This window comes from Streptomyces sp. NPDC107517, assembly GCF_055582645.1.
The window spans coordinates 268,356-287,236 of sequence record NZ_JBVJPM010000005.1 but is presented as its reverse complement, the minus strand read 5'-3'; the positions used below and the strand labels follow the sequence as shown (position 1 = coordinate 287,236).

Annotated in this window: 19 protein-coding genes and 1 pseudogene; 6 read left to right on the top strand and 14 right to left on the bottom strand. The window is 72.4% G+C overall.

The window, feature by feature from the left end:
* Nucleotides 1–52 precede the first annotated feature (52 nt).
* The 5 genes from ACZ67T_RS14785 to infC all read right to left on the bottom strand — a co-directional run bounded on the left by ACZ67T_RS14785 (nucleotide 53) and on the right by infC (nucleotide 3,815).
* Nucleotides 53–1,207, bottom strand: coding sequence for a sensor histidine kinase (locus tag ACZ67T_RS14785; protein ID WP_469984142.1), 1,155 nt, complete (start codon nucleotides 1,205–1,207; stop codon nucleotides 53–55).
* A gap of 51 nt (nucleotides 1,208–1,258) precedes the next feature.
* Nucleotides 1,259–2,104, bottom strand: coding sequence for a TrmH family RNA methyltransferase (locus ACZ67T_RS14780; protein ID WP_469984140.1), 846 nt, complete (start codon nucleotides 2,102–2,104; stop codon nucleotides 1,259–1,261).
* Between the two features lie 198 nt (nucleotides 2,105–2,302).
* Complete coding sequence (gene rplT, locus ACZ67T_RS14775) at nucleotides 2,303–2,686, bottom strand: 50S ribosomal protein L20 (RefSeq protein WP_037628363.1); 384 nt, start codon at nucleotides 2,684–2,686, stop codon at nucleotides 2,303–2,305.
* Nucleotides 2,687–2,783: 97 nt separating this feature from the next.
* Nucleotides 2,784–2,978, bottom strand: coding sequence for a 50S ribosomal protein L35 (gene rpmI, locus ACZ67T_RS14770; protein WP_100597076.1), 195 nt, complete (start codon nucleotides 2,976–2,978; stop codon nucleotides 2,784–2,786).
* Between the two features lie 117 nt (nucleotides 2,979–3,095).
* Nucleotides 3,096–3,815 carry a translation initiation factor IF-3 gene (gene infC / locus ACZ67T_RS14765; protein ID WP_469984418.1) on the bottom strand — a complete coding sequence of 240 codons (720 nt, stop codon included), beginning with the start codon at nucleotides 3,813–3,815 and terminating at the stop codon, nucleotides 3,096–3,098.
* Nucleotides 3,816–4,164: 349 nt separating this feature from the next.
* Between infC and ACZ67T_RS14760 the strand changes: the two genes are divergently transcribed.
* Nucleotides 4,165–4,527, top strand: coding sequence for a DUF1844 domain-containing protein (locus ACZ67T_RS14760; RefSeq protein ID WP_469984138.1), 363 nt, complete (start codon nucleotides 4,165–4,167; stop codon nucleotides 4,525–4,527).
* A 13-nt stretch (nucleotides 4,528–4,540) separates the two neighbouring features.
* Here the strand turns inward: ACZ67T_RS14760 and ACZ67T_RS14755 are convergent, their stop codons facing one another.
* Nucleotides 4,541–5,272: an SseB family protein gene (locus ACZ67T_RS14755; protein WP_469984137.1), complete on the bottom strand. Its 732-nt coding sequence runs from the start codon at nucleotides 5,270–5,272 to the stop codon at nucleotides 4,541–4,543.
* 95 nt (nucleotides 5,273–5,367) lie between these two features.
* Between ACZ67T_RS14755 and ACZ67T_RS14750 the strand changes: the two genes are divergently transcribed.
* Nucleotides 5,368–6,285, top strand: a complete 918-nt coding sequence (locus ACZ67T_RS14750; protein WP_469984135.1) for a serine hydrolase — start codon at nucleotides 5,368–5,370, stop codon at nucleotides 6,283–6,285.
* Between the two features lie 3 nt (nucleotides 6,286–6,288).
* Here the strand turns inward: ACZ67T_RS14750 and mycP are convergent, their stop codons facing one another.
* On the bottom strand, nucleotides 6,289–7,458 hold the full coding sequence (mycP, locus tag ACZ67T_RS14745) for a type VII secretion-associated serine protease mycosin (RefSeq protein WP_469984133.1): 1,170 nt from the start codon (nucleotides 7,456–7,458) through the stop codon (nucleotides 6,289–6,291).
* Complete coding sequence (locus ACZ67T_RS14740) at nucleotides 7,455–8,792, bottom strand: hypothetical protein (RefSeq protein WP_469984132.1); 1,338 nt, start codon at nucleotides 8,790–8,792, stop codon at nucleotides 7,455–7,457. Before ACZ67T_RS14740 ends, mycP begins: the two co-directional genes overlap by 4 nt.
* Before the next feature lie 148 nt (nucleotides 8,793–8,940).
* Between ACZ67T_RS14740 and ACZ67T_RS14735 the strand changes: the two genes are divergently transcribed.
* Nucleotides 8,941–10,143: an amino acid deaminase/aldolase gene (locus ACZ67T_RS14735; RefSeq protein ID WP_469984130.1), complete on the top strand. Its 1,203-nt coding sequence runs from the start codon at nucleotides 8,941–8,943 to the stop codon at nucleotides 10,141–10,143.
* 16 nt (nucleotides 10,144–10,159) lie between these two features.
* Here the strand turns inward: ACZ67T_RS14735 and ACZ67T_RS14730 are convergent, their stop codons facing one another.
* From ACZ67T_RS14730 to ACZ67T_RS14710, 5 genes are read right to left on the bottom strand one after another with little or no spacing between them, the layout of a single operon-like run.
* Complete coding sequence (locus tag ACZ67T_RS14730) at nucleotides 10,160–11,122, bottom strand: DUF2510 domain-containing protein (protein WP_469984128.1); 963 nt, start codon at nucleotides 11,120–11,122, stop codon at nucleotides 10,160–10,162.
* Between the two features lie 28 nt (nucleotides 11,123–11,150).
* Nucleotides 11,151–12,440, bottom strand: coding sequence for an HAD family hydrolase (locus ACZ67T_RS14725; protein ID WP_469984127.1), 1,290 nt, complete (start codon nucleotides 12,438–12,440; stop codon nucleotides 11,151–11,153).
* A 33-nt stretch (nucleotides 12,441–12,473) separates the two neighbouring features.
* On the bottom strand, nucleotides 12,474–13,253 hold the full coding sequence (locus ACZ67T_RS14720; protein ID WP_469984125.1) for a 3-oxoacyl-ACP reductase: 780 nt from the start codon (nucleotides 13,251–13,253) through the stop codon (nucleotides 12,474–12,476).
* Nucleotides 13,250–14,614 (bottom strand): aldehyde dehydrogenase family protein, encoded by a 1,365-nt coding sequence (locus ACZ67T_RS14715; RefSeq protein ID WP_469984124.1) that lies wholly within the window; start codon nucleotides 14,612–14,614, stop codon nucleotides 13,250–13,252. The genes ACZ67T_RS14720 and ACZ67T_RS14715 overlap by 4 nt, the downstream gene beginning before the upstream one ends.
* A gap of 1 nt (nucleotide 14,615) precedes the next feature.
* On the bottom strand, nucleotides 14,616–15,992 hold the full coding sequence (locus tag ACZ67T_RS14710; protein WP_469984123.1) for a glutamine synthetase family protein: 1,377 nt from the start codon (nucleotides 15,990–15,992) through the stop codon (nucleotides 14,616–14,618).
* 86 nt (nucleotides 15,993–16,078) lie between these two features.
* Between ACZ67T_RS14710 and ACZ67T_RS14705 the strand changes: the two genes are divergently transcribed.
* The 3 genes and pseudogenes from ACZ67T_RS14705 to ACZ67T_RS14695 all read left to right on the top strand — a co-directional run bounded on the left by ACZ67T_RS14705 (nucleotide 16,079) and on the right by ACZ67T_RS14695 (nucleotide 17,917).
* Nucleotides 16,079–16,804, top strand: coding sequence for a FadR/GntR family transcriptional regulator (locus ACZ67T_RS14705; RefSeq protein WP_469984121.1), 726 nt, complete (start codon nucleotides 16,079–16,081; stop codon nucleotides 16,802–16,804).
* Nucleotides 16,805–16,905: 101 nt separating this feature from the next.
* A pseudogene (locus tag ACZ67T_RS14700) lies at nucleotides 16,906–17,207 on the top strand (ethanolamine permease); the annotation flags it as partial.
* A gap of 14 nt (nucleotides 17,208–17,221) precedes the next feature.
* Nucleotides 17,222–17,917, top strand: a complete 696-nt coding sequence (locus ACZ67T_RS14695; RefSeq protein WP_469984119.1) for a gamma-glutamyl-gamma-aminobutyrate hydrolase family protein — start codon at nucleotides 17,222–17,224, stop codon at nucleotides 17,915–17,917.
* A gap of 15 nt (nucleotides 17,918–17,932) precedes the next feature.
* Here the strand turns inward: ACZ67T_RS14695 and ACZ67T_RS14690 are convergent, their stop codons facing one another.
* Complete coding sequence (locus ACZ67T_RS14690) at nucleotides 17,933–18,874, bottom strand: LysR family transcriptional regulator (RefSeq protein ID WP_469984117.1); 942 nt, start codon at nucleotides 18,872–18,874, stop codon at nucleotides 17,933–17,935.
* Nucleotides 18,875–18,881: the final 7 nt, after the last annotated feature.

The following is an 18,881-nucleotide window of genomic DNA, read 5'->3' as shown; positions in this document are numbered from 1 at the left end:
AAGACCGAGTCTAACGGGGGTGGGGTGTGCCGATGCGCCCGTGGGGGCCCGCTCAGGCGTTCAGATACGCCGGGGCCCCCACGGGCAACGTAAATCGGAACTGGGCGCCGCCGCCGGGCCCGCGGCCGACCGTGATCGTTCCGCCGTGGGCCTCGACGATGCCCTTGACGATGTACAGACCGAGTCCGGTGCCGCCGCGCTTGCTGCCCCGCCAGAAGCGGGTGAAGACGCGGTTCATGGACTCCTCCGGGATGCCGGACCCCTCGTCGCTCACGGTGACCGACGTGCCGGCGCACTCCCGCTCGCGGGGTGACGCCGAGGGCATGACGTCGATGGTGACCGCTCCCTCGCCGTGGCGCACGGCATTTTCCAGGAGGTTGCTGAGCACCTGGTCGACCTTGTCCGGGTCGGCCCAGAGGTCGGGCAGGGGCTGTTCCACCCGGACGAGGAAGCGGTCGGCCGGCTGTCCCGAGGCGACGTGGGCCTGGATGTGGCGGCCCACGGCGGCGCCGATGTCGACGGGCTGGCGACGCACTTCGAGGCGGCCGGAGTCGATGCGGGAGATGTCGAGGAGCTCGGCGATGAGCCGTGTGACGCGGTTCGCGTCGGCGTCGACGGTCTCCAGCATGAGTTTCTTCTGGTCGTCGGTGAACCGCTCCCATTTCGCGAGCAAGGTCGCGGTGAAGCCCTTCACCGAGGTGAGGGGCGAGCGCAGCTCGTGGGCGACGGTCGCGATCAGCTCGGCGTGGCTGCGCTCGGTACGGCGGCGGGCCTCGGTGTCACGGAGGGAGACGACCACGCGGCGCACGGGTCCGGTGGGCGCGGTGCGGACGTAGCGCGCGGAGACGAGGACCTCCCGCCCGCCGGGGAGCAGCAGATTCCGCTCGGGCTGGGCGAAGCGGGTGGCGAGGCCGCCGTACGGGTCGGTCAGCTGCCACCAGCGGCGGCCTTCGAGGTCCTCTAAGGGGAGCGCGCGCTCCAGGGGGTGGCCGAGGGCGTCGGCGGCGGGGACGGCGGTGATGCGGACGGCCGCCGCGTTGAAGCAGATGACGCGCCCGCTCTCGTCGGCGATGACGAGTCCGTCGGGCAGGTCGTCCGGGTGGAGGCCGGCGTCGGCGAGGGTGGTGAGGTCGTCGGGGCCGCGTCGGGGCGCGGGCGGGCGCAGGGTGTCCCGTGCCCCCGTTGCTCTGCTCGTGCCGACGCTCATGTCCCCGTATCCCGCCTCTCGGGCGCTGTGGCCTCCGAGCTCGCCACACTACTAGCTGGGGGTGACGGAACGGCACCCTCCGGGGGCTCGCTGTGCACGCGCGGAGGCGTACAGGCAGACCGCGGCGGCCGTGGCGAGGTTCAGGCTCTCGGCCTTGCCGTGGATCGGCACGCGCACGACGGCGTCGGCGAGCTCGCGGGTCTCCTCGGGGAGTCCCCAGGCCTCGTTGCCGAAGATCCAGGCGGTGGGGGTGCCCATGGTGCCGCGGTCGAGCTCGGTGTCGAGGTCGTCCTCCCCCGCGCCGTCGGCGGCGAGGATACGTACGCCCGCGTCCTTGAGCCCCTGCACGGCCCGCTCCACGGGTACGCCGACGGCGACCGGCAGATGGAACAGCGAACCGACGGACGCCCGCACGGACTTGGGGTTGTACAGGTCGACGGACGCGTCGGTCAGGACGACGGCGTCGGCGCCCGCGGCGTCGGCACAGCGCAGCACGGTGCCGGCGTTGCCGGGGTCGCGGACGTTGGCGAGGACCGCGACGAGCTTGGGGCGGGCGGCGAGGACGTCCTCGAACGGGGTGTCCAGGAAGCGGCAGACACCGACGAGGCCCTGCGGGGTGACGGTCGTCGAGATGTCGGCGATGACGTCCTCGTCGGCGAGGTGCAGCCGGGCGCCGGCGTCGCGCGCCTCCGTGACGATGTCGGCGTAGCGCTCGGCGGCGTCGAGGGTCGCGAACAGCTCGACGAGGGTGTCCGCGTGTCCGGCGGCCTCTCGCACGGCCTGTGGCCCCTCGGCCAGGAACAGCCGCTCCTTGCCCCGGAAGTTCCGCTTGGCAAGCCGCCGCGCGGCACTGACGCGGGGCGACTTGGGGGAGATCAGCTCGGGGGCGGCGGCCATTGGCTCACTTTCGGGGAGCGACGGTTGAACGGAGGGGATGCGCCCCTCAGGGGGCGCGGGGCTGTGTCAGGTGCGGCTCCGCCGCGCGGGCACGACCGGCCCACGACGACGCCCGGGCGGCGGTCGGCGTCGGACGCAATCGGACCCGCAAGCCAAATGGCTTGCGGGTCCGAGAAGCATCCGGCTAAAAGCGGAGCGTCACGCAGCCTTGGGCGCGTTCACGTCGGCCGGAAGGGCCTTCTGCGCGACCTCGACGAGCGCGGCGAACGCGTTCGCGTCGTTGACGGCCAGCTCGGCGAGGATCTTGCGGTCCACCTCGATGTTGGCGGCCTTCAGACCCTGGATGAGGCGGTTGTACGTCATGCCGTTCTGGCGGGCAGCGGCGTTGATGCGCTGGATCCACAGCTGACGGAAGTCGCCCTTGCGCTTCTTGCGGTCGTTGTAGTTGTAGACCAGGGAGTGGGTGACCTGCTCCTTGGCCTTGCGGTACAGGCGCGACCGCTGGCCGCGGTAACCGCTGGCCGCCTCGAGGATCGCCCGACGCTTCTTGTGGGCGTTTACTGCCCGCTTGACGCGTGCCACTTGTTAACTCCTTGTAGCGGGGCCGTGGTTGTACTCACACGGCCCGAATTCGATTGGGTCCCGGTCCGAGCTCCGGCGCGCTGCTGCGCGCCGGGACTCACTTGCCGAGAAGCTTCTTGATCTTCTTGGCGTCGCCCGGGGCCAGCTCGACCGTGCCGGTGAGGCGGCGCGTCACGCGGGACGACTTGTGCTCGAGCAGGTGGCGCTTGCCGGCGCGCTCACGGAGCACCTTGCCGGAGCCGGTGATCTTGAAGCGCTTGCTGGCACCGCTGTGCGTCTTGTTCTTCGGCATAGCGCCGTTATCTCCTCGTCAGTGGCGCTCCCCTGCCGGTCCGGGGTGCGGACCGGCATGCGGAACGTCCAGATGTATCGATTGGCATCCGGTCCGTACGGGCTGTACGTGACCGGATCAGGCCTCGGCGGAAGCCTCGGCCGTGGCCTCTTCGGCAGAGGCTTCGTCGGTCGCCTCGGCCGGGGCCTCGGTCTCCGCGGCGTCGTCGCTGGCCCGCTGGGTGCGGCCGTGCGTCGGCTGCGCCTTCTGCTCGGCCTTGCGGGCCTCCTGGGCCTCACGAGCCTCGGCCATGGCCTCGGTCTTCTTCTTGTGAGGACCCAGAACCATGATCATGTTGCGGCCGTCCTGCTTCGGGTTCGACTCGATGAACCCGAGGTCCTCGACGTCCGAAGCGAGACGCTGCAGCAGTCGGTAGCCGAGTTCCGGCCTGGACTGCTCGCGACCACGGAACATGATCGTGATCTTGACCTTGTCGCCCTGCTTGAGGAACCGGACGACATGACCCTTCTTGGTGTCATAGTCGTGCGGGTCGATCTTCGGCCGGAGCTTCATCTCCTTGATGACCGTGTGCGCCTGGTTCTTGCGCGCCTCACGGGCCTTCATGGCCGACTCGTACTTGAACTTCCCGTAGTCCATGAGCTTGCAGACAGGCGGACGGGCTGTCGCCGCCACCTCGACGAGGTCGAGGTCGTACTCCTGAGCGAGCTCAAGGGCCTTGGCAAGCGGAACAATCCCGACCTGCTCGCCGCTGGGACCGACAAGTCGCACTTCGGGAACGCGAATCCGGTCGTTGATGCGGGGCTCGGCGCTGATGGATCCTCCTCGGTAGCACCACACGACGGTCTGGCGGACCGCCGCGTAACGTCTGTTTCGTAGTACCAACCGCACCGGAAACACAAAAATGCCCCGGACGGTACACAGGCGGGGCTCCAAGGACTACCGGAGCACCGCCACGGGTGACCGCGGGGCGCACATCGGACGGCTCCATCGTCCGTACGGAACGATGGGGGCCGTCTGACCGGTGACCCGCCGCCCCTCAGGAGCGGCCAGGTGGGAGATCGGAGCCTCCACTTGTGGGCCGGTCACTCAAGCCAGTGGCGTGCGTGTCCGGCCGGTCGTTACACAAGGTTAGCAGCTCCTGGGGGGTGGGCCCAACCGAGTGCGCGGGCGGCATATCGTGGGGCACATGAATGACGCCACCCCCGCTGCCGAAAACACCGACTACGACGCCCTGACCCGGGACATCGCCGAGGTCCCCGCCGTCGAGGTGATCGTGACGGTCGCGGTCAACCTGATGAGCGCCGCCGCGGTGAAGCTCGGCCTCACCGAGGACGGCGACGCCCACAAGGACCTCGACGAGGCCCGCAAGCTCGTGCACGCCCTCGCCGGTCTGCTCGACGCGAGCACGACCGAGATCAGCTCGTTCCACGCGGCGCCGCTGCGCGACGGTCTGAAGTCGCTGCAGCTGGCGTTCCGCGAGGCGTCCTTCGTGCCCGACGAGCCGGGCCAGGGCCCCGGCGAGAAGTACACGGGCCCGGTCTACGGCTGATCGTTCCGGTGGTTCACGCGCGTACGTAGAGGGGCTCGCCGGGTGGCGTGGTCTCGGCCGGCAGGAGTGCCAGGTCGAGGCCCCGCACCAGGCGGGCCCTCAGTGTTTCGTCGGCGGCGATGCGCGCGGCGACGGCGCGGGCCGTCTCGGCGGGGGCGGCCGACGGGTCGAGGACGAGCGCGAGGATTCCGTCGGCGCTGCCCGGGCCCAGGTGGGCGCGGAGCACACCGGGCTCGGCGGCGACGGCGGCGCGGATCGCCTCCGTGACGGCCGGGTCGGCGAGGGGGTCGGCGCTGGTGCGGCCCTCGTTCGCGGCGCGCAGGGCGGCGCCGCTGAGCTCGTAGGCGACCGGGCCCGCGAGGTCGATGACGACGGTGTCGGCCTGCTCGTGGGCGGCGGCCTGGAGCGCCTGGTGCAGGGGCACGGCGACGGGGCGGGCCTCGGGGTCCCACAGGGCGAGGGCCGCGGTGGACGTGAACGCGGGCAGGGCCTTGCGGTCGCCGGCCTTGAGGGTGGGCACGGCCATGTCGCTGGTCTTCTCGCGGCGCAGCCCGTTCTCGTCCTCCTCGACCTCGCCGAGCACGGCGACGACGGGGACGAGGAGCCGCGCTTCCTTGAGCGCCGCGAGGACCGGGCCGTGCGCCGTGCGGTCCTCGGCCCAGGCGGCGAGGGCCGCGCTCAGGCGCGGGTCCGCGGAGCCGTCGTCGTCGGAGAAGCCGGGGTCGGGAATGTTCTTGTTCGCCACGTTCACCGACCCTACCGACCGCGTGGCGCGATCTTCTCAGCGGACCCTGAGCCTGGTCTCACGGTGCGCACAGGACAGGCACCGAGCATCCGGGCATGGACCGGAACGGACTCGCGGCGTGCGCCGCCCTTCTCGCGGTGTCGCTCGCGGGAACCCTCATAGGCTGCTCGCCGGGCGGGGCGGAGCATTCGGTTCCGGTCGCCGCCACGGCGACGGCGCCCGCTTCCGCTTCGGCTTCCGGTTCCGGGGAAACGCCCGCACCCGTATCCGGGGAGGAGGTCTCCGTGGACCGTGACGACGCGCTCGCGAAGGCGCTGAAGCCCCTGCTCGCGGACGGTGACGCGCGGGTCTCGGTGGCGGTCTCCGCGCTCGACGGGCAGGCGGACGGCGCGGTGTACGACGGCGCCTCCGCGTTCGACACCGCGAGCATCGTCAAGGTCGACATCCTCGCGGCGCTGCTGCTGCGGGCGCAGGACGCCGGGCGGGCGCTGACCTCGCAGGAGCGCGCGTACGCGACGGCGATGATCGAGAACAGTGACAACGCGTCCGCGACGGCCCTGTGGGACGCGATCGGCGGCGCGGACGGGCTCGACTCGGCGAACCTGACGCTCGGGCTGACCGGGACGACGGCGGGCGCGGGCGGCGAGTGGGGTCTGACACAGACGACCGCGGAGGATCAGCTGACCTTGCTGCGCGCCGTGTTCGGCACGCAGGACTCCGGGCTGAGCGAGGCGTCGCGCGCCTACGTCGTCGGGCTGATGGGCCGGACCGCCGCGGATCAGCGGTGGGGTGTGTCCGCGGCCGCCGACTCCGTGTCCGTGTGCGCGCTGAAGAACGGCTGGCTGCCGCGCAGCGCGACCGGGTTGTGGGACATCAACAGCGTGGGGCGGGTGACCGTCGGCGGGAAGCCGTACCTGGTCTCGGTGCTCTCCGACGGCAACGCGACCAAGGAGGCGGGGGTGGCGCTCGTTGAGCGGGTCGCGACGGCGGCCGTCTCCGTGCTCACCGGCTGAGACTCACAGGACCGTGCGACGCCCGCGCCACAGGTAGACGGCGGCCGCGAGGAGCACGACGCCGAGGCCACCCGCGGCGGGGCCCACCCAGCCGGTGCCCGCGTCGCCGTCGGGGGTGTCGGGGCCCGTGCCGAAGAACTTCTCCGCGTACGTGGCGGAGCGCAGGCCCTCGGGCTTGAGGGAGCCTCCCTTGCGGATCGCGGCGGCCGGGTCGACGAAGCCGAACCCGAGGGAGTCGTCGCGGCCGCCCGAGGGGGCGTCGCGGGCGGTGTCCTCCAGGAGCTGCTTGATCTGCGCGGGCGTGAGCCCCGGGTGGGCGGCGCGGACCAGCGCGACGGCGCCGGACACGAAGGCCGAGGCGGCGCTGGTGCCCCAGCCCGAGTAGTACGTGCGGTCGGGGTCGGCGATCGCGATGGCGTTGCCGGGGGCGCTGACGGTGGCGTACCAGCGGCGCGTGGAGAAGGGGGCGCGGTGGAGGTAGCGGTCGACGGCGGTGGCCGTGATCACTCCTGGGTACGCGGCCGGGTACGAGATGTGGTCGCCCTTCTTGCCGCCGTTGCCCGCGGAGGCGACGACGACAGCGCCCTTCTTCAGGGCGTACTGGACGGCGGCGTCCTCGGTGGCTTCCGGGTGGGCGGTGGCGGAGTCGTCGCCGAGGGAGAGGTTGATGACGTCGGCGCCGTGGTCGGCGGCCCAGCGGATGCCGTCGGCGAGTGCGCTGCCCCGGCTGGAGCGGGCTTCCTTGCGGGCCGGGTCGCCGTCCTCGAGGATCACGCGGACGGGCAGGATCTTCGCCTCGGGGGCGATGCCGAGTACGCCGTCGTCGCCGCCCGGGCCGTGGCCGTGACCGGCGATGATCCCGGCCATGGCGGTGCCGTGCCGGGCCCAGGAGCGGTCGCCCCGCTTGGCGCCGATGCCGACGAGGTCCTTGACGGGCAGGACGTTGCCCTTGAGGTCGGGGTGGGTGTCGTCCACGCCGGTGTCGAGGACGGCGACCGTGATGCCCTTGCCCTTGGTCGTGCGCCAGGCCTCCTCGGTGTGCATCGCGTCCAGGCCCCACTGCTGGGCGCGGATGGAGTCGGCGTGGGCGGTGGTCGACGGGAGCAGCGCGAGGGCCGCGGCGGCCGTGAGCGCGGTGGCGGCGTTCCGCCAGGCGGCGGCCGTGCGGGTCATGACGGCTCCTCGGTGGCCTCGGCGACGGCGGCGCGCAGGCTTCGTTCGACGCGGTCGGCGATGCCCTGGGCCTCGAAGCCGAGGCCGGCCTGCGCGGGGGTCGTGACGCTGCCGGACTTCATGGCCTCGGCGGCGGGCTGCGCGTCGCTGACGGTACGGGCGTCGGCGAAGCCGGAGACGGCGTAGGCGACGACGGGGGCGTCGGTGAGGACGGAGATGGTCCAGGAGGCGCGCTGGGCGTCGCCGAACCCGGCGGCGAGGGTGCCCTTCGCCGCGTACGGGCGGGGCACGAGGTCGGTCCTGCGGTCGAGGCCGTCCTCGGTGAACCGGGTGCGCAGCGCCTTCATGGCCTCCGTGTCCGCCTTGGTGAACAGCAGGCCGACGGTGGTGACATGGCTGCGGGTGGCGTCGGTGTAGGTGGCGCGCAGGAGGCGCAGGCAGCCGGCGGGCCTGAGCGCCTTCTGCAGCAGTGGGTCGAAGGCGTTCTCGCAGGTGCTGTCCGGGGCGACGGCGATACGGGTCCAGGTGCGGTCGGCGCCGCCGGGTCCCGCTCCGTCGCCCTTGATGACGGGCGGGAACAGCCGGTCGACGGGGACGCTGTGCCAGAGGGTGCCCGCGGTGGCGTACGCGTTCGGTGAGCCGATGCTGCCGCCGCTGTCCCCGGTCAGCCAACTCCCGGTCGCCGCACCGCCGATGAGGCCGAGCCCGAGCACGGCGCAGGCCGCGGCGGCCGCGACGCGGGGCCGTATCCGGGAGCCGATGGGGCGCAGGCGGGTGGTGCTGTCGTCGTACGAGGCGGGGCGGGCGAAGAACACGAAGGGGCGGCCGGCGCCGGGTCCCGGGGTGAGGTCGACGGCCCCGACGGGGCGCCTTCCGACCGAGGGCTCGCCCGGGACGCGCGGGGGCGTGGCGGGGCGGGGGACGGTGGCGTGCGGTTCGCCGGGGGTACGCGGCGGCGCGGCGGGGCGGCGCGGGACCGCTGCGGGGGGCGCGGAGGGGTGGGGCGGGGGCGTGCCGTCGGGGCTCTGCGCGGCGGTGTCCCTGATCGGGCGCAGCCGGGTCGTGGTCTCCGTCGGACGCTCGGGCGGCAGGGGCCCCGGGTGCGCCGGCCGGTCGGACACGGGGGCCGCGGGCGCGGGCGGCACGGGCGGGGTGTCCGGAAAGCGGGCCGAGGCGGGGGGCGGCGGTGGTGTCTGGTCCGGCGCCGGGGTGTGCGTGGGGCGCGGGGGTATCGACGCGTCCCGGCCGACCGGAGCATCGGCCAACTCGTCGCGCTGCGTGGGCGGCTGGGAGGGGCGCGGCGGGATCGGCGCGCGGCGCGCTTGCGTGCTCATGCCTCCCCGTTCCCGTCCCGTTCTCGTCCTGCGTCCGCGTCACTCTACGGGCTGACGCGGCCTCGCAGGGACCCCGTACCGCAGGTCAGGACGATCTGCCCGGATCCTCCCCCTACCCCGCGGTAATCGGGTCTGGCAGGCTTCGGCCATGACACCCCGCGCAGCCGACAGGGCCCGCTACGACCGGGCCACCGCTCATCTCGACGCCCCGGTCGCGATCGTCGACCTGGAGGCCTTCGACGCCAACGCGGAGGATCTGGTGCGGCGGGCGGGCGGCAAGCCGATCCGCGTCGCGAGCAAGTCGGTGCGCTGTCGCGCGCTGCTCGAGCGGGTCCTGGCCAGGGACGGTTTCGCCGGGGTCATGTCGTTCACGCTCGCGGAGTCGCTGTGGCTGGCGCGGTCCGGTTTCGAGGACGTGCTGCTCGCGTATCCGTCGGCCGACCGGGCCGCTTTCGCGGAGCTCGCGCACGATCCGAAGCCGGCGGCGGCGGTCACGGTCATGGTCGACGACCCGGCCCAGCTGCGGCTGATCGACGACGCGCGGGACGGCGGGCGCGAGGAGATCAGGGTCTGTCTGGAACTGGACACCTCGTGGCAGGTGCTCGGCGGGCGCGTGCGGGTCGGCGCCCGCCGCTCCCCGCTGCGCTCCCCCGCCCAAGTCGCCGACATGGCACGGGCCGTGGCCCGGCGCCCGGGCTTCCGGCTCGTGGGTGTGATGGCGTACGAGGGTCATGTCGCGGGGGTGGGTGACGCGGTCGCGGGGCGTCCGGTGCGGTCGCGGGCCATCAGGCTGATGCAGGCCGCGGCCCGCAAGGAGCTGGCGGCCAGGCGGGCCGAAGTGGTGCGCGCGGTAAGGACGGTGGCGCCGGACCTGGAGTTCGTGAACGGCGGCGGCACGGGCAGTGTGCAGCACACCGCGGCCGAGCCCGCGGTGACCGAGATCGCGGCGGGGTCGGGTCTCTATGTGCCGCGCCTGTTCGACAACTACACGTCGTTCACGGGCCGGCCCGCCGCCCTGTTCGCGCAGCCCGTGGTGCGCAGGCCGGGCGTCGGAGTCGTGACCGTGCTCGGCGGCGGCTACCCGGCGTCGGGCGCCGCGGGAGCCGACCGGCTGCCGGTGCCCTATCTCCCGGAGGGCCTGCGTTACGACCCCCAGGAGGGCCCGGGCGAGGTGCAGACACCGCTGCTCGGGGCGCCCGCCGACGATCTGCTGATCGGCGACAAGGTGTGGTTCCGGCACGCGAAGGCCGGCGAGCTGTGCGAGCGGTTCGACGTGCTGCGCCTGGTGGAGGGCGACACGGTGACGGCGACCGTGCCGACGTACCGCGGCGAGGGCTACACGTTCCTGTGAGGGTTCCGGGACGGGTTCACGGCGTGACGGTGGGGCCGATGCTGCTGCCCACGCCGCCGTCGGACCCGCTGTCGCCCGCCGCCCTGATGCCCTTGACGATGCGGTCCATGTCGGAGAGCGGTGGCGCGTCCTTGCCTGCGTCGACGGTGATGCGGACCGTCACCAGGGACTCGGAGCCGGCGCTGGAGGGGAAGACGACGGACTGGACGTAACCGCCGGGCCCTTTCGCGGTCTTCACCTTCCAGCGGACGAGGTAGCCGGCCCGCCCGGCGACCGCGGTCTGGCGGGCGGCGATCTGCTGGTGCGACTCGATGCCGCCGAAGGGCTGCTGGTTGATGCCGTTCTTGTCGTACGAGGCGTCCGCGGCGTCCTTGATGTCCCGTTTGGCGATGACTTCGGGTGAGGTCTCGTCGGTCCCGGTGACGGTGCGGGAGACGACGGTGCCGTGCCGGCACAGGCCCGAGTCGCCGGGGCAGTCGTAGGTGCGCGGAGTCGTGATCAGCATGTCGTCGTCGACGACGTTCTCGGCCTTCTGCCAGCCGTCGAGGACGGGGAGCGTGATGCCGTTGAGCTGGTCGACGGCGGTGGACGCGTCCTCGGTGGGGGTGGGCTCGGCGCTGCTCGCCGTGGCGGTCGGGTCCATGGATGTCGGGGCGCCCGAGGTGGGTGAGGTGCGGGTCTTGGGGTCGTCGTCGCCGCGGCCGAGCAGGACGGCGGCGCCGGTGGCGATGGAGGCGACGAGCACGATCCCGGCGGCGGCCAGGGCGATGGTCCTCGCGCGGCGGCCGGGTGCGGCGGGCGGGCGCTGCGGGCCCGTGGCCGGGAGCGGGGGCCCTGCGGGCGGCCCGAAAGCCTGTGGCACGGCCGGGGTGTTCTGCGGCTGCCGTCGGTGCTCGGTCCACGCGGCCCCGTCCCACCAGCGCTCGGTGGGCGGGGCCGTGGGGTCCGGGTACCAGCCGGGCGGGGGCGTCATGCTCATCCCGGCACTTTAGGTTGTGCGGGGAAGGTCAGTACACCGAGTCCGCCTGGTCCGGCACGACGGAGCCGTCCGGGCGCAGGACCGGGCCGAAGCCGCCCTCGGGCTTGTTGTACGCGGCGGTGGAGCAGGGGTAGTTGCCGGACTTGCGCGGGAGCGGTTCGATGAACATGGGGTTCACGACCCAGCGTCCGTCGGCGTTGTCGTAGGCGCGGCACATCACCTCGTTCTTGTTGCGGTTGAGCACGAGGTGCGCGCCGGTGGCGTCGCCGACGAAGGTGACGTCGGTGTCGGCGTCCCCGCCCCCGAGTGCGATGCGCTTGTCCCGACGCTGCTTCTCCCAGGCGGACTTGCCCTTGATCCGGAAGATGTCCTGGTTGATCCAGCAGCGCTTGCCGTCGATGTACGGGATGGCTTCGCCCTGGGTGCGTCCGACCCCGCCGCAGCCTTCGTTGTACGTGGTGATGCGGCCCTTGCTGTCGAGGACGGAGCGGATCGCGATGGTGTGGGCGCGGTCGATGCCGACGCCGCCCGGGCCGCGCGACCACACCTCGGTCACGGGCTCGGATCCGGCCGACACGATGTAGACGTCGAACCCGGCCTTCTGCAGGGTGCGGATGAGGTCGCGCTGCTGGTCGTAGTAGCGGACGTAGCCGGGGACGGTGTGCGTGCCGAGCGTCTGGGTCGAGCCGACGGGGGCGGCCAGCGCCTCGCGGCGGGCCTGTGCGGCGTACGACTCCAGTTCGGGGACGGTGTGTCCGGCGAACAGCTGCGGCACCCAGGCGTACTGGGGCACGGTGCGGCGATGGTTCCACTCCCCGGCGAACGCGGCGTCGCCGCTCATGGTCTTGCCGGACTCACGGATGTTGAAGATCTCGTCGGTGCAGTCGGTGTCGGTGGACGTCGGCAGAGGTGCGCCGACGGGGACCGCGGTGCCGCAGGCGGCGGTGAGAGCCTTGTCGGCGTCGTCGGTCAGCCACTTGCTGGTCTTCTTCCAGCTCGCGGGCCGCAGGATCTTGTCGTGCTTGAGCGACCAGGCGATCGTCGCGTCGGTGACGTCGTTCTTGGAGACCGTGTTGTCCCAGTCGAACGCGGCGACGGGACGGGGGCCGTGGTGGCCTGCGCAGGTCCCGCGCTCGTCGATCACGCGCTGGAGCCTGGCCCGGTTCTGCCCGGACCACGGCAGCTTCTCCGAGAGCTGCGGGCAGGCCCGGTCGGTGGTGGGAGCGGACGTGGCGGCGGCCGCAGGAGAGACGAGAGCCGTGGCCACCAGGGCGGTGACCACGGCTGAAGTCCACGCGGCAACATCTCTGTTACGCATGTCTGGGGACCGTACACCTACAGGGGGCACGGCCTACAGAGGCGTGACGTACGCCCCCGAGATACCGCCGTCGACGAGGAAGTCGGTGGCGTTCACGAACGAGGAGTCGTCGCTCGCGAGGAAGGCCACGGCGGCGGCGATCTCGTCGGTGTCCGCGAAGCGGCCCGCCGGGATGTGGACGAGGCGGCGCGCGGCGCGCTCGGGGTCCTTGGCGAACAGCTCCTGGAGAAGCGGGGTGTTGACCGGGCCCGGGCACAGGGCGTTGACCCTGATGCCCTCGCGGGCGAACTGCACGCCGAGCTCGCGGGACATGGCGAGGACGCCGCCCTTGGAGGCCGTGTACGAGATCTGGGAGGTCGCCGCGCCCATGCGCGCCACGAACGAGGCGGTGTTGATGATGGAGCCCTTGCCCTGCTGCCGCATGTAGGGGATGGCGGCCTTGCAGCACAGGAAGACGGAGGTGAGGTTGACCTCCTGGACGCGCTTCCATGCCTCCAGGCCCGTGTCCAGGATGGAGTCGTCGTCGGGGGGCGAGATCCCGGCGTTGTTGAAGGCGATGTCGACCGAGCCGTAGGTGTCGTACGCGGTCTTGAAGAGGGCCTCGACCTGCTCGGCGTCGGTGACGTCGACCTGGACGAAGGTGCCGCCGACCTCTTCGGCGGCCTTCTTGCCGGAGCTCTCGTCGATGTCGGCGCAGACCACGTTCGCGCCTTCGGAAGCCAGGCGGCGGGCGGTGGCCAGGCCGATGCCGCTGCCGGCTCCGGTGATGACGGCGGTGCGGCCGACGAGGCGGCGGCAGATGTTCTCTGTCACTGTGCGGGACCCTCCGTGCTGATGAAGACGTTCTTGGTTTCGGTGAAGGCGGTGAGGGCGTCGGGGCCCAGTTCACGGCCGACGCCGGACTGCTTGTACCCGCCGAACGGGGTCGAGTAGCGGACGCTCGAGTGGGAGTTGACCGACAGGTTCCCGGCGCGGACCGCCCCGGCGACGCGCAGGGCGCGCCCCACGTCCCGGGTCCACAGGGATCCGGAGAGCCCGTACTCGGTGGCGTTGGCGAGCCGGATCGCGTCGGCCTCGTCGTCGAAGGGCAGGACGACGGCAACGGGCCCGAAGACCTCCTCGGCCGCGGCGGGGGCGTCGGGTGCCGTCTCGGTGAGGACGGTCGGCGGGAACCAGAATCCGGCGCCCTCGGGGGCGCTGCCCCGCAGGGCCGCCGCTCCCCCGTCGACGTACGAACGGACCCTTTCCAGCTGAGACTTGGAGATGAGCGGGCCCATCTGGGTGTTCTCGTCGGCGGGGTCGCCGACGACGACCGACTCGATCGCGGGCGCGAGCAGGCCGAGGAACCGGTCGTACACGGACCGCTGTACGAGGATGCGGGTGCGGGCGCAGCAGTCCTGGCCGGCGTTGTCGAGGAACGACATGGGGGTCGCGGCGGCCGCCGCCTCGATGTCGGCGTCGGCGAAGACGATGTTCGGGCTCTTGCCGCCGAGTTCGAGGGTCACGCGCTTCACCTGGTCGGCGCACCTGGCCATGATCTGTTTGCCGACGCGGGTGGAGCCGGTGAACACGATCTTGGCGATGCCCGGGTGCTCGACGAGGGCGGCTCCCGCCACGTCTCCCGCGCCGGGCAGGACCTGGAAGAGGTACTCGGGAAGCCCTGCTTCCAGGGCGAGTTCGGCGAGGCGGAGCGCGGTGAGCGGGGTCGTCTCGGCGGGCTTGAGGATCACCGCGTTCCCGGCGGCGAGGGCCGGGGCCGTGCCCCACGCGGCGATCGGCATGGGGAAGTTCCAGGGCGCGATGACACCGACGACGCCGAGGGGTTCGAGGATCGTGATGTCGAGGCCGCCGGCGACGGGGATCTGGCGGCCGGTGAGGCGCTCCACTCCCCCGGCCGCGTAGTCGAGCAGGTCGCGGACGTTGCCGGCCTCCCAGCGGGCGTTGCCGATGGTGTGCCCGGCCTCGCGCACCTCCAGGCGGGCGAGTTCCTCGACGTGCTCGTCGACGACGGCGGCGAAGCGGCGCAGGAGGCGGGCCCGGTCGGCGGGGGCCGCGGCCGCCCAGTCGCGCTGTGCCCGGTGGGCCCGCAGCACCGCGGTGTCGACCTGTTCGCGGGAGGTCGCGTGGATCGTGGCGATGACTTCTTCGGTCGCCGGGTTGAGGATGTCGTGCACGCTAGAGCCTTTCGAACGACCTGCGGAGTTCCCAGTCGGTGACGGCCGCGTCGAACGCCTCCAGCTCGACGCGCGCCATGTTGCGGTAGTGCGCGACGACCTCGTCGCCGAACGCGGCCTTGGCCACGGGGCTGGTCTCCCACAGCTCGGCGGCCTCGCGCAGCGTCGTGGGAACGTGCTCGTACTCGCCGGTGTAGGCGTTTCCGGTGCACTCCTCGGGCAGTTCGAGCTTCTGCTCGATGCCGTACAGACCGGCGGCCACGAGTCCGGCGACCGCCAGGTGCGGGTTGACGTCACCGCCCGGCAGGCGGTTCTCGAAGCGCATCGAGCGGCCGTGGCCGACGACGCGGAGCGCGCAGGTGCGGTTGTCGTAGCCCCAGGCGGCGGCGGTCGGCGCGAAGGAGCCCGGCTGGAACCGCTTGTACGAGTTGATGTTGGGCGCGTAGAGCAGCGAGAAGTCACGCAGCGCGGCGAGCTGGCCCGCGAGGAAGTGCCGCATCACCGGCGACATCCCGCCGGGGTCGTCAGCGGTCCCCGCCATGACATTGGCGCCGGGCCGGTCGATGGACTGGAGCGAGAGGTGGATGTGACAGGAGTTGCCCTCGCGCTCGTTGAACTTGGCCATGAAGGTGAGCGAGACACCCTCCTGGGCCGCGATCTCCTTGGCGCCCGTCTTGTAGATGGCGTGCTGGTCGCAGGTGACGAGGGCCTCGTCGTAGCGGAACACGATCTCGTGCTGGCCCGGGTTGCACTCGCCCTTGGCGGACTCGACGACGAGTCCGGCCGCCGCCATGTCGTTGCGGATGCGGCGCAGGAGCGGCTCGATGCGGCCGGTGCCGAGGACCGAATAGTCGATGTTGTACTGGTTGGCCGGGGTGAGGTTCTTGTAGCCCGCGTCCCAGGCCTGCTCGTAGGTGTCCTTGAAGACGATGAACTCGAGCTCCGTGCCGACGTGGGCGGTGTAGCCGAGTTCGGCGAGCCGGTCGAGCTGGCGGCGCAGGATCTGCCGGGGCGCGGCCACGACGGGCGAGGCGTCGTTCCACGCCAGGTCCGCGATGAGCATCGCGGTGCCGTCGTTCCAGGGAACGCGGCGCAGGGTGGAGAGGTCGGCGTGCATGGCGAAGTCGCCGTATCCGCGGTCCCAGGAGGACATCTCGTATCCGTCGACCGTGTTCATCTCGGTGTCGACGGCGAGGAGGTAGTTGCAGCCCTCCGTGCCGTGGGCGAGGACCTCGTCGAGGAAGAAGCGGGCGGCGAACCGCTTGCCCTGGAGCCGCCCTTGCATATCGGGGAAGGCCAGGACGACAGTGTCGATCTCTCCACTCTCGACGAGGGACGTGAGCTCCTCGACGCCGAGCGGGGGTGTGCGGTCTGCCACGGGAAGGCCTCCTTCGGGCTTCGTCGGTCAGCCGGAAGCCATAAGGTATTGCGGAGAACCATTGCTTGGGAAGGGGGTACGGCCATATGTCGCACACCGCTGACGAGGACCGGCTCACGCCGGTGTTGCGGCCCGTGCGGGCGGGCAACGGATTCGAGGAGGCCCTGGAGCAGATCCTCCAGGTCGTCCGGCTCGGCCTGGTGCCGGGCGGTGAACGCCTGCCGTCCGAACGGGAGTTGGCGGACCGGCTCGGGATCAGCAGGGTGACGCTGCGGGAGGTCCTGAAGGTGCTCCAGGACCAGGGCCTGGTCGAGTCGCGGCGCGGGCGCTACGGCGGCACGTTCGTGGTGGCGCGCACGGACGCGCCGGGCGAGGACGAGCTGCGCCGTCGCCTCAAGGGCGTCGACGTCGAGGACGCGCTGCGCTTCCGCGAGGTCCTGGAGGTCGGCGCGGCCGGCCTGTGCGCCGCGCACGGCCTCACCGACGAGCAGGCCGAACGGCTGCGCGGCGCCCTGGCGCGCACCCATGACGCACCCCTCGCCGACTACCGCCGCCTCGACACGCTGCTCCATCTCACACTCGCCGAGCTGTGCGGGTCACCCTCGCTCACGGCTCAGTACGCGGCGGTGCGCGCGACGGTGAACGAACTCCTCGACTGCATCCCGCTGTTGGTACGGAACCTGGAGCATTCGCAGCGCCAGCACACGGCCCTGGTGGCGGCGGTGCTCGACGGGGACGCGGACGGAGCGCGGGAGATGATGCGCGAGCACTGCGCCGGCACGGCCGCTCTCCTGCGGGGCTTCCTCACCTGAGCCCGCGATCGACCGGCGCGCCACACAGGGGCCTTGAATTCTTCGCACGCTCCCTGCAAAGGTATGGATCCACTCCAATGAGCATCCGCCGCACGCCGTCCGGGCCGATCGGCTGCGCGCCGGCGGCCGCGACGGGCGACGGTGCCCGCATGCTGAACGTCGCGGTGTTCGGCGCCACGATCTCGTACGCTCTGACGTCCCTGTCGCACATCGTGCTGCGGCGCCGGCCGCCACCTTCCTGGTGGACGTCACGGCGGCGCTGATCACGCTCGGCGTGTACGCGGTGGCGATCGGGTACTTCGGGGCCTGCAGCCGCAGGCGTCTGGTGGCGCGGGCTCCCGAGGAGGAGTTCGCGGCGCTCGCGGCGGCAGAGGCCGCACGGGAACGGGATCGACCACGGTGAGGGAGCACGGGCAGATGTTGAGCAGGCCACTGATCGGGGTCAGCACCTACCTGGAGGAGAAGGCGAGTTGGGGCGTGTGGGAGCTGCCCGCCGCGCTGCTTCCCGCCGGGTACCCGCGGCTCGTGCAGTCCGCGGGCGGCCTCGCCGCGATGGTGCCGCCGGACGACCCCGCGTACGCGCCCTCGGTGGTCGCGCGGCTCGACGGGCTCGTCGTCGCGGGCGGGCCCGACGTGGAGCCGGGCCGCTACGGCGCCGAGCGCGAGGACCGCACGGGGCCGCCCGCGGTGGAGCGGGACGCATGGGAACTGGCCCTGATCCGGGCGGCGTTGGCGTCCGGCAAGCCACTGCTCGGCATCTGCCGGGGCATGCAGCTCCTGAACGTGGCGCTCGGCGGCACGCTCACCCAGCACATCGAGGGACACGTCAAGGACATCGGCGTCTTCGGGAAGCACGTGGTGACGCCGGTGCCCGGGACGCGCTACGGCGAGCTGGTGCCCGACGAGTCGGACGTTCCGACGTACCACCATCAGGCGGTCGACCGTCTCGGCCGGGGTCTGGTCGCGTCGGCGCACGCGGCGGACGGGACGGTCGAGGCGGTCGAACTCCAGGGCCTCACCTGGGTGCTCGGCGTGCAGTGGCACCCCGAGATGGGCGAGGACACGCGCGTCATGGGCGGCCTGATACGAGCGGCGGCGCGAGGCGGCTCCTGACGTGGCGGGCGATGCTCAGGCCGGTCCGCGGGTGAGCGCGAGCAGTTCCCTGGCCGGCCCCACCGGGCGGTGACCGGTCGGCCAGACCGCTCGCAGGTCCCTGCGCAACCGGACCCCTTCGAGCGGGATCTCGACGAGCCTGCGGGCGGCGAGTTCTTCGCCGACGGCCAGCTCGCTCAGGACGGAGGGGCCCGCGCCGCTCACCGCGGCCGCCTTCACGGCGGTCGTCGACGACAGCTCGATGAGGGGGCGGGCCAGGCCGCCGAGGGCCGCGTCGAGGACCTGGCGGGTACCCGAGCCGCGTTCGCGCAGGATGAGCGGGGTGCCCGCCAGTTCATCGGCCGACAGCGGCTTCCTGCGCCGGGCCCACGGGTGTCCGGGGGCGGTGACCACGATGAGCCGGTCGTGGGCGATGACGGCGGCGTCCAGACCCGCGGGGACCGTGAGGCCCTCGACGAAGCCGACGTCCGCGTCACCGGACAGCAGCCGCTCGGCGACCGCGGCCGAGTTGCCCGCGTGGAGCGACACCGCCGTGTCGGGACGCTCCGCGCGCAGCGCGAGCAGCCAGTTCGGCAGCAGGTACTCGGCGATCGTCATGCTCGCGGCGACCCGCAGCCGCGAGTCACGGCGGTCGCGCAGCGCCTGCGCCCCCACGTCGAAGGCCGCCGCCGCCTCGACGATCCGGCGCGCCCAGTCCGTGACGAGCGCGCCCGCGTCGGTGAGCCGTGAGCCGCGCGGCGACCGGTCGACCAGGGCGACCCCGAGCTGGCGTTCCATGGAGCGGATACGGCTGCTGGCCGCGGGCTGTGTGATGCCCATCTCGCGGGCGGCCCGGCCGAGGCTGCCGAGCCGCGCCACGGCGAGCAGGAGTTCGAGGGCGCCGAGGTCCGGGACCCGGTGGGCGAGCCCCGCCCCGGTCGTCGCACCCTCCGCCGCACCCGCCGTATCGCCACTCATAAACCCA

Excerpts from the sequence above, each read along its gene's own strand:
- ACZ67T_RS14785 (WP_469984142.1), bottom strand. The coding sequence starts at position 1,207 with ATGAGCGTCGGCACGAGCAGAGCAACGGGGGCACGGGACACCCTGCGC.
- ACZ67T_RS14780 (WP_469984140.1), bottom strand. The coding sequence starts at position 2,104 with ATGGCCGCCGCCCCCGAGCTGATCTCCCCCAAGTCGCCCCGCGTCAGT.
- rpmI (WP_100597076.1), bottom strand. The coding sequence starts at position 2,978 with ATGCCGAAGAACAAGACGCACAGCGGTGCCAGCAAGCGCTTCAAGATC.
- ACZ67T_RS14760 (WP_469984138.1), top strand. The coding sequence starts at position 4,165 with ATGAATGACGCCACCCCCGCTGCCGAAAACACCGACTACGACGCCCTG.
- ACZ67T_RS14750 (WP_469984135.1), top strand. The coding sequence starts at position 5,368 with ATGGACCGGAACGGACTCGCGGCGTGCGCCGCCCTTCTCGCGGTGTCG.
- mycP (WP_469984133.1), bottom strand. The coding sequence starts at position 7,458 with ATGACCCGCACGGCCGCCGCCTGGCGGAACGCCGCCACCGCGCTCACG.
- ACZ67T_RS14740 (WP_469984132.1), bottom strand. The coding sequence starts at position 8,792 with ATGAGCACGCAAGCGCGCCGCGCGCCGATCCCGCCGCGCCCCTCCCAG.
- ACZ67T_RS14735 (WP_469984130.1), top strand. The coding sequence starts at position 8,941 with ATGACACCCCGCGCAGCCGACAGGGCCCGCTACGACCGGGCCACCGCT.
- ACZ67T_RS14730 (WP_469984128.1), bottom strand. The coding sequence starts at position 11,122 with ATGAGCATGACGCCCCCGCCCGGCTGGTACCCGGACCCCACGGCCCCG.
- ACZ67T_RS14725 (WP_469984127.1), bottom strand. The coding sequence starts at position 12,440 with ATGCGTAACAGAGATGTTGCCGCGTGGACTTCAGCCGTGGTCACCGCC.
- ACZ67T_RS14705 (WP_469984121.1), top strand. The coding sequence starts at position 16,079 with ATGTCGCACACCGCTGACGAGGACCGGCTCACGCCGGTGTTGCGGCCC.
- ACZ67T_RS14695 (WP_469984119.1), top strand. The coding sequence starts at position 17,222 with ATGTTGAGCAGGCCACTGATCGGGGTCAGCACCTACCTGGAGGAGAAG.
- ACZ67T_RS14690 (WP_469984117.1), bottom strand. The coding sequence starts at position 18,874 with ATGAGTGGCGATACGGCGGGTGCGGCGGAGGGTGCGACGACCGGGGCG.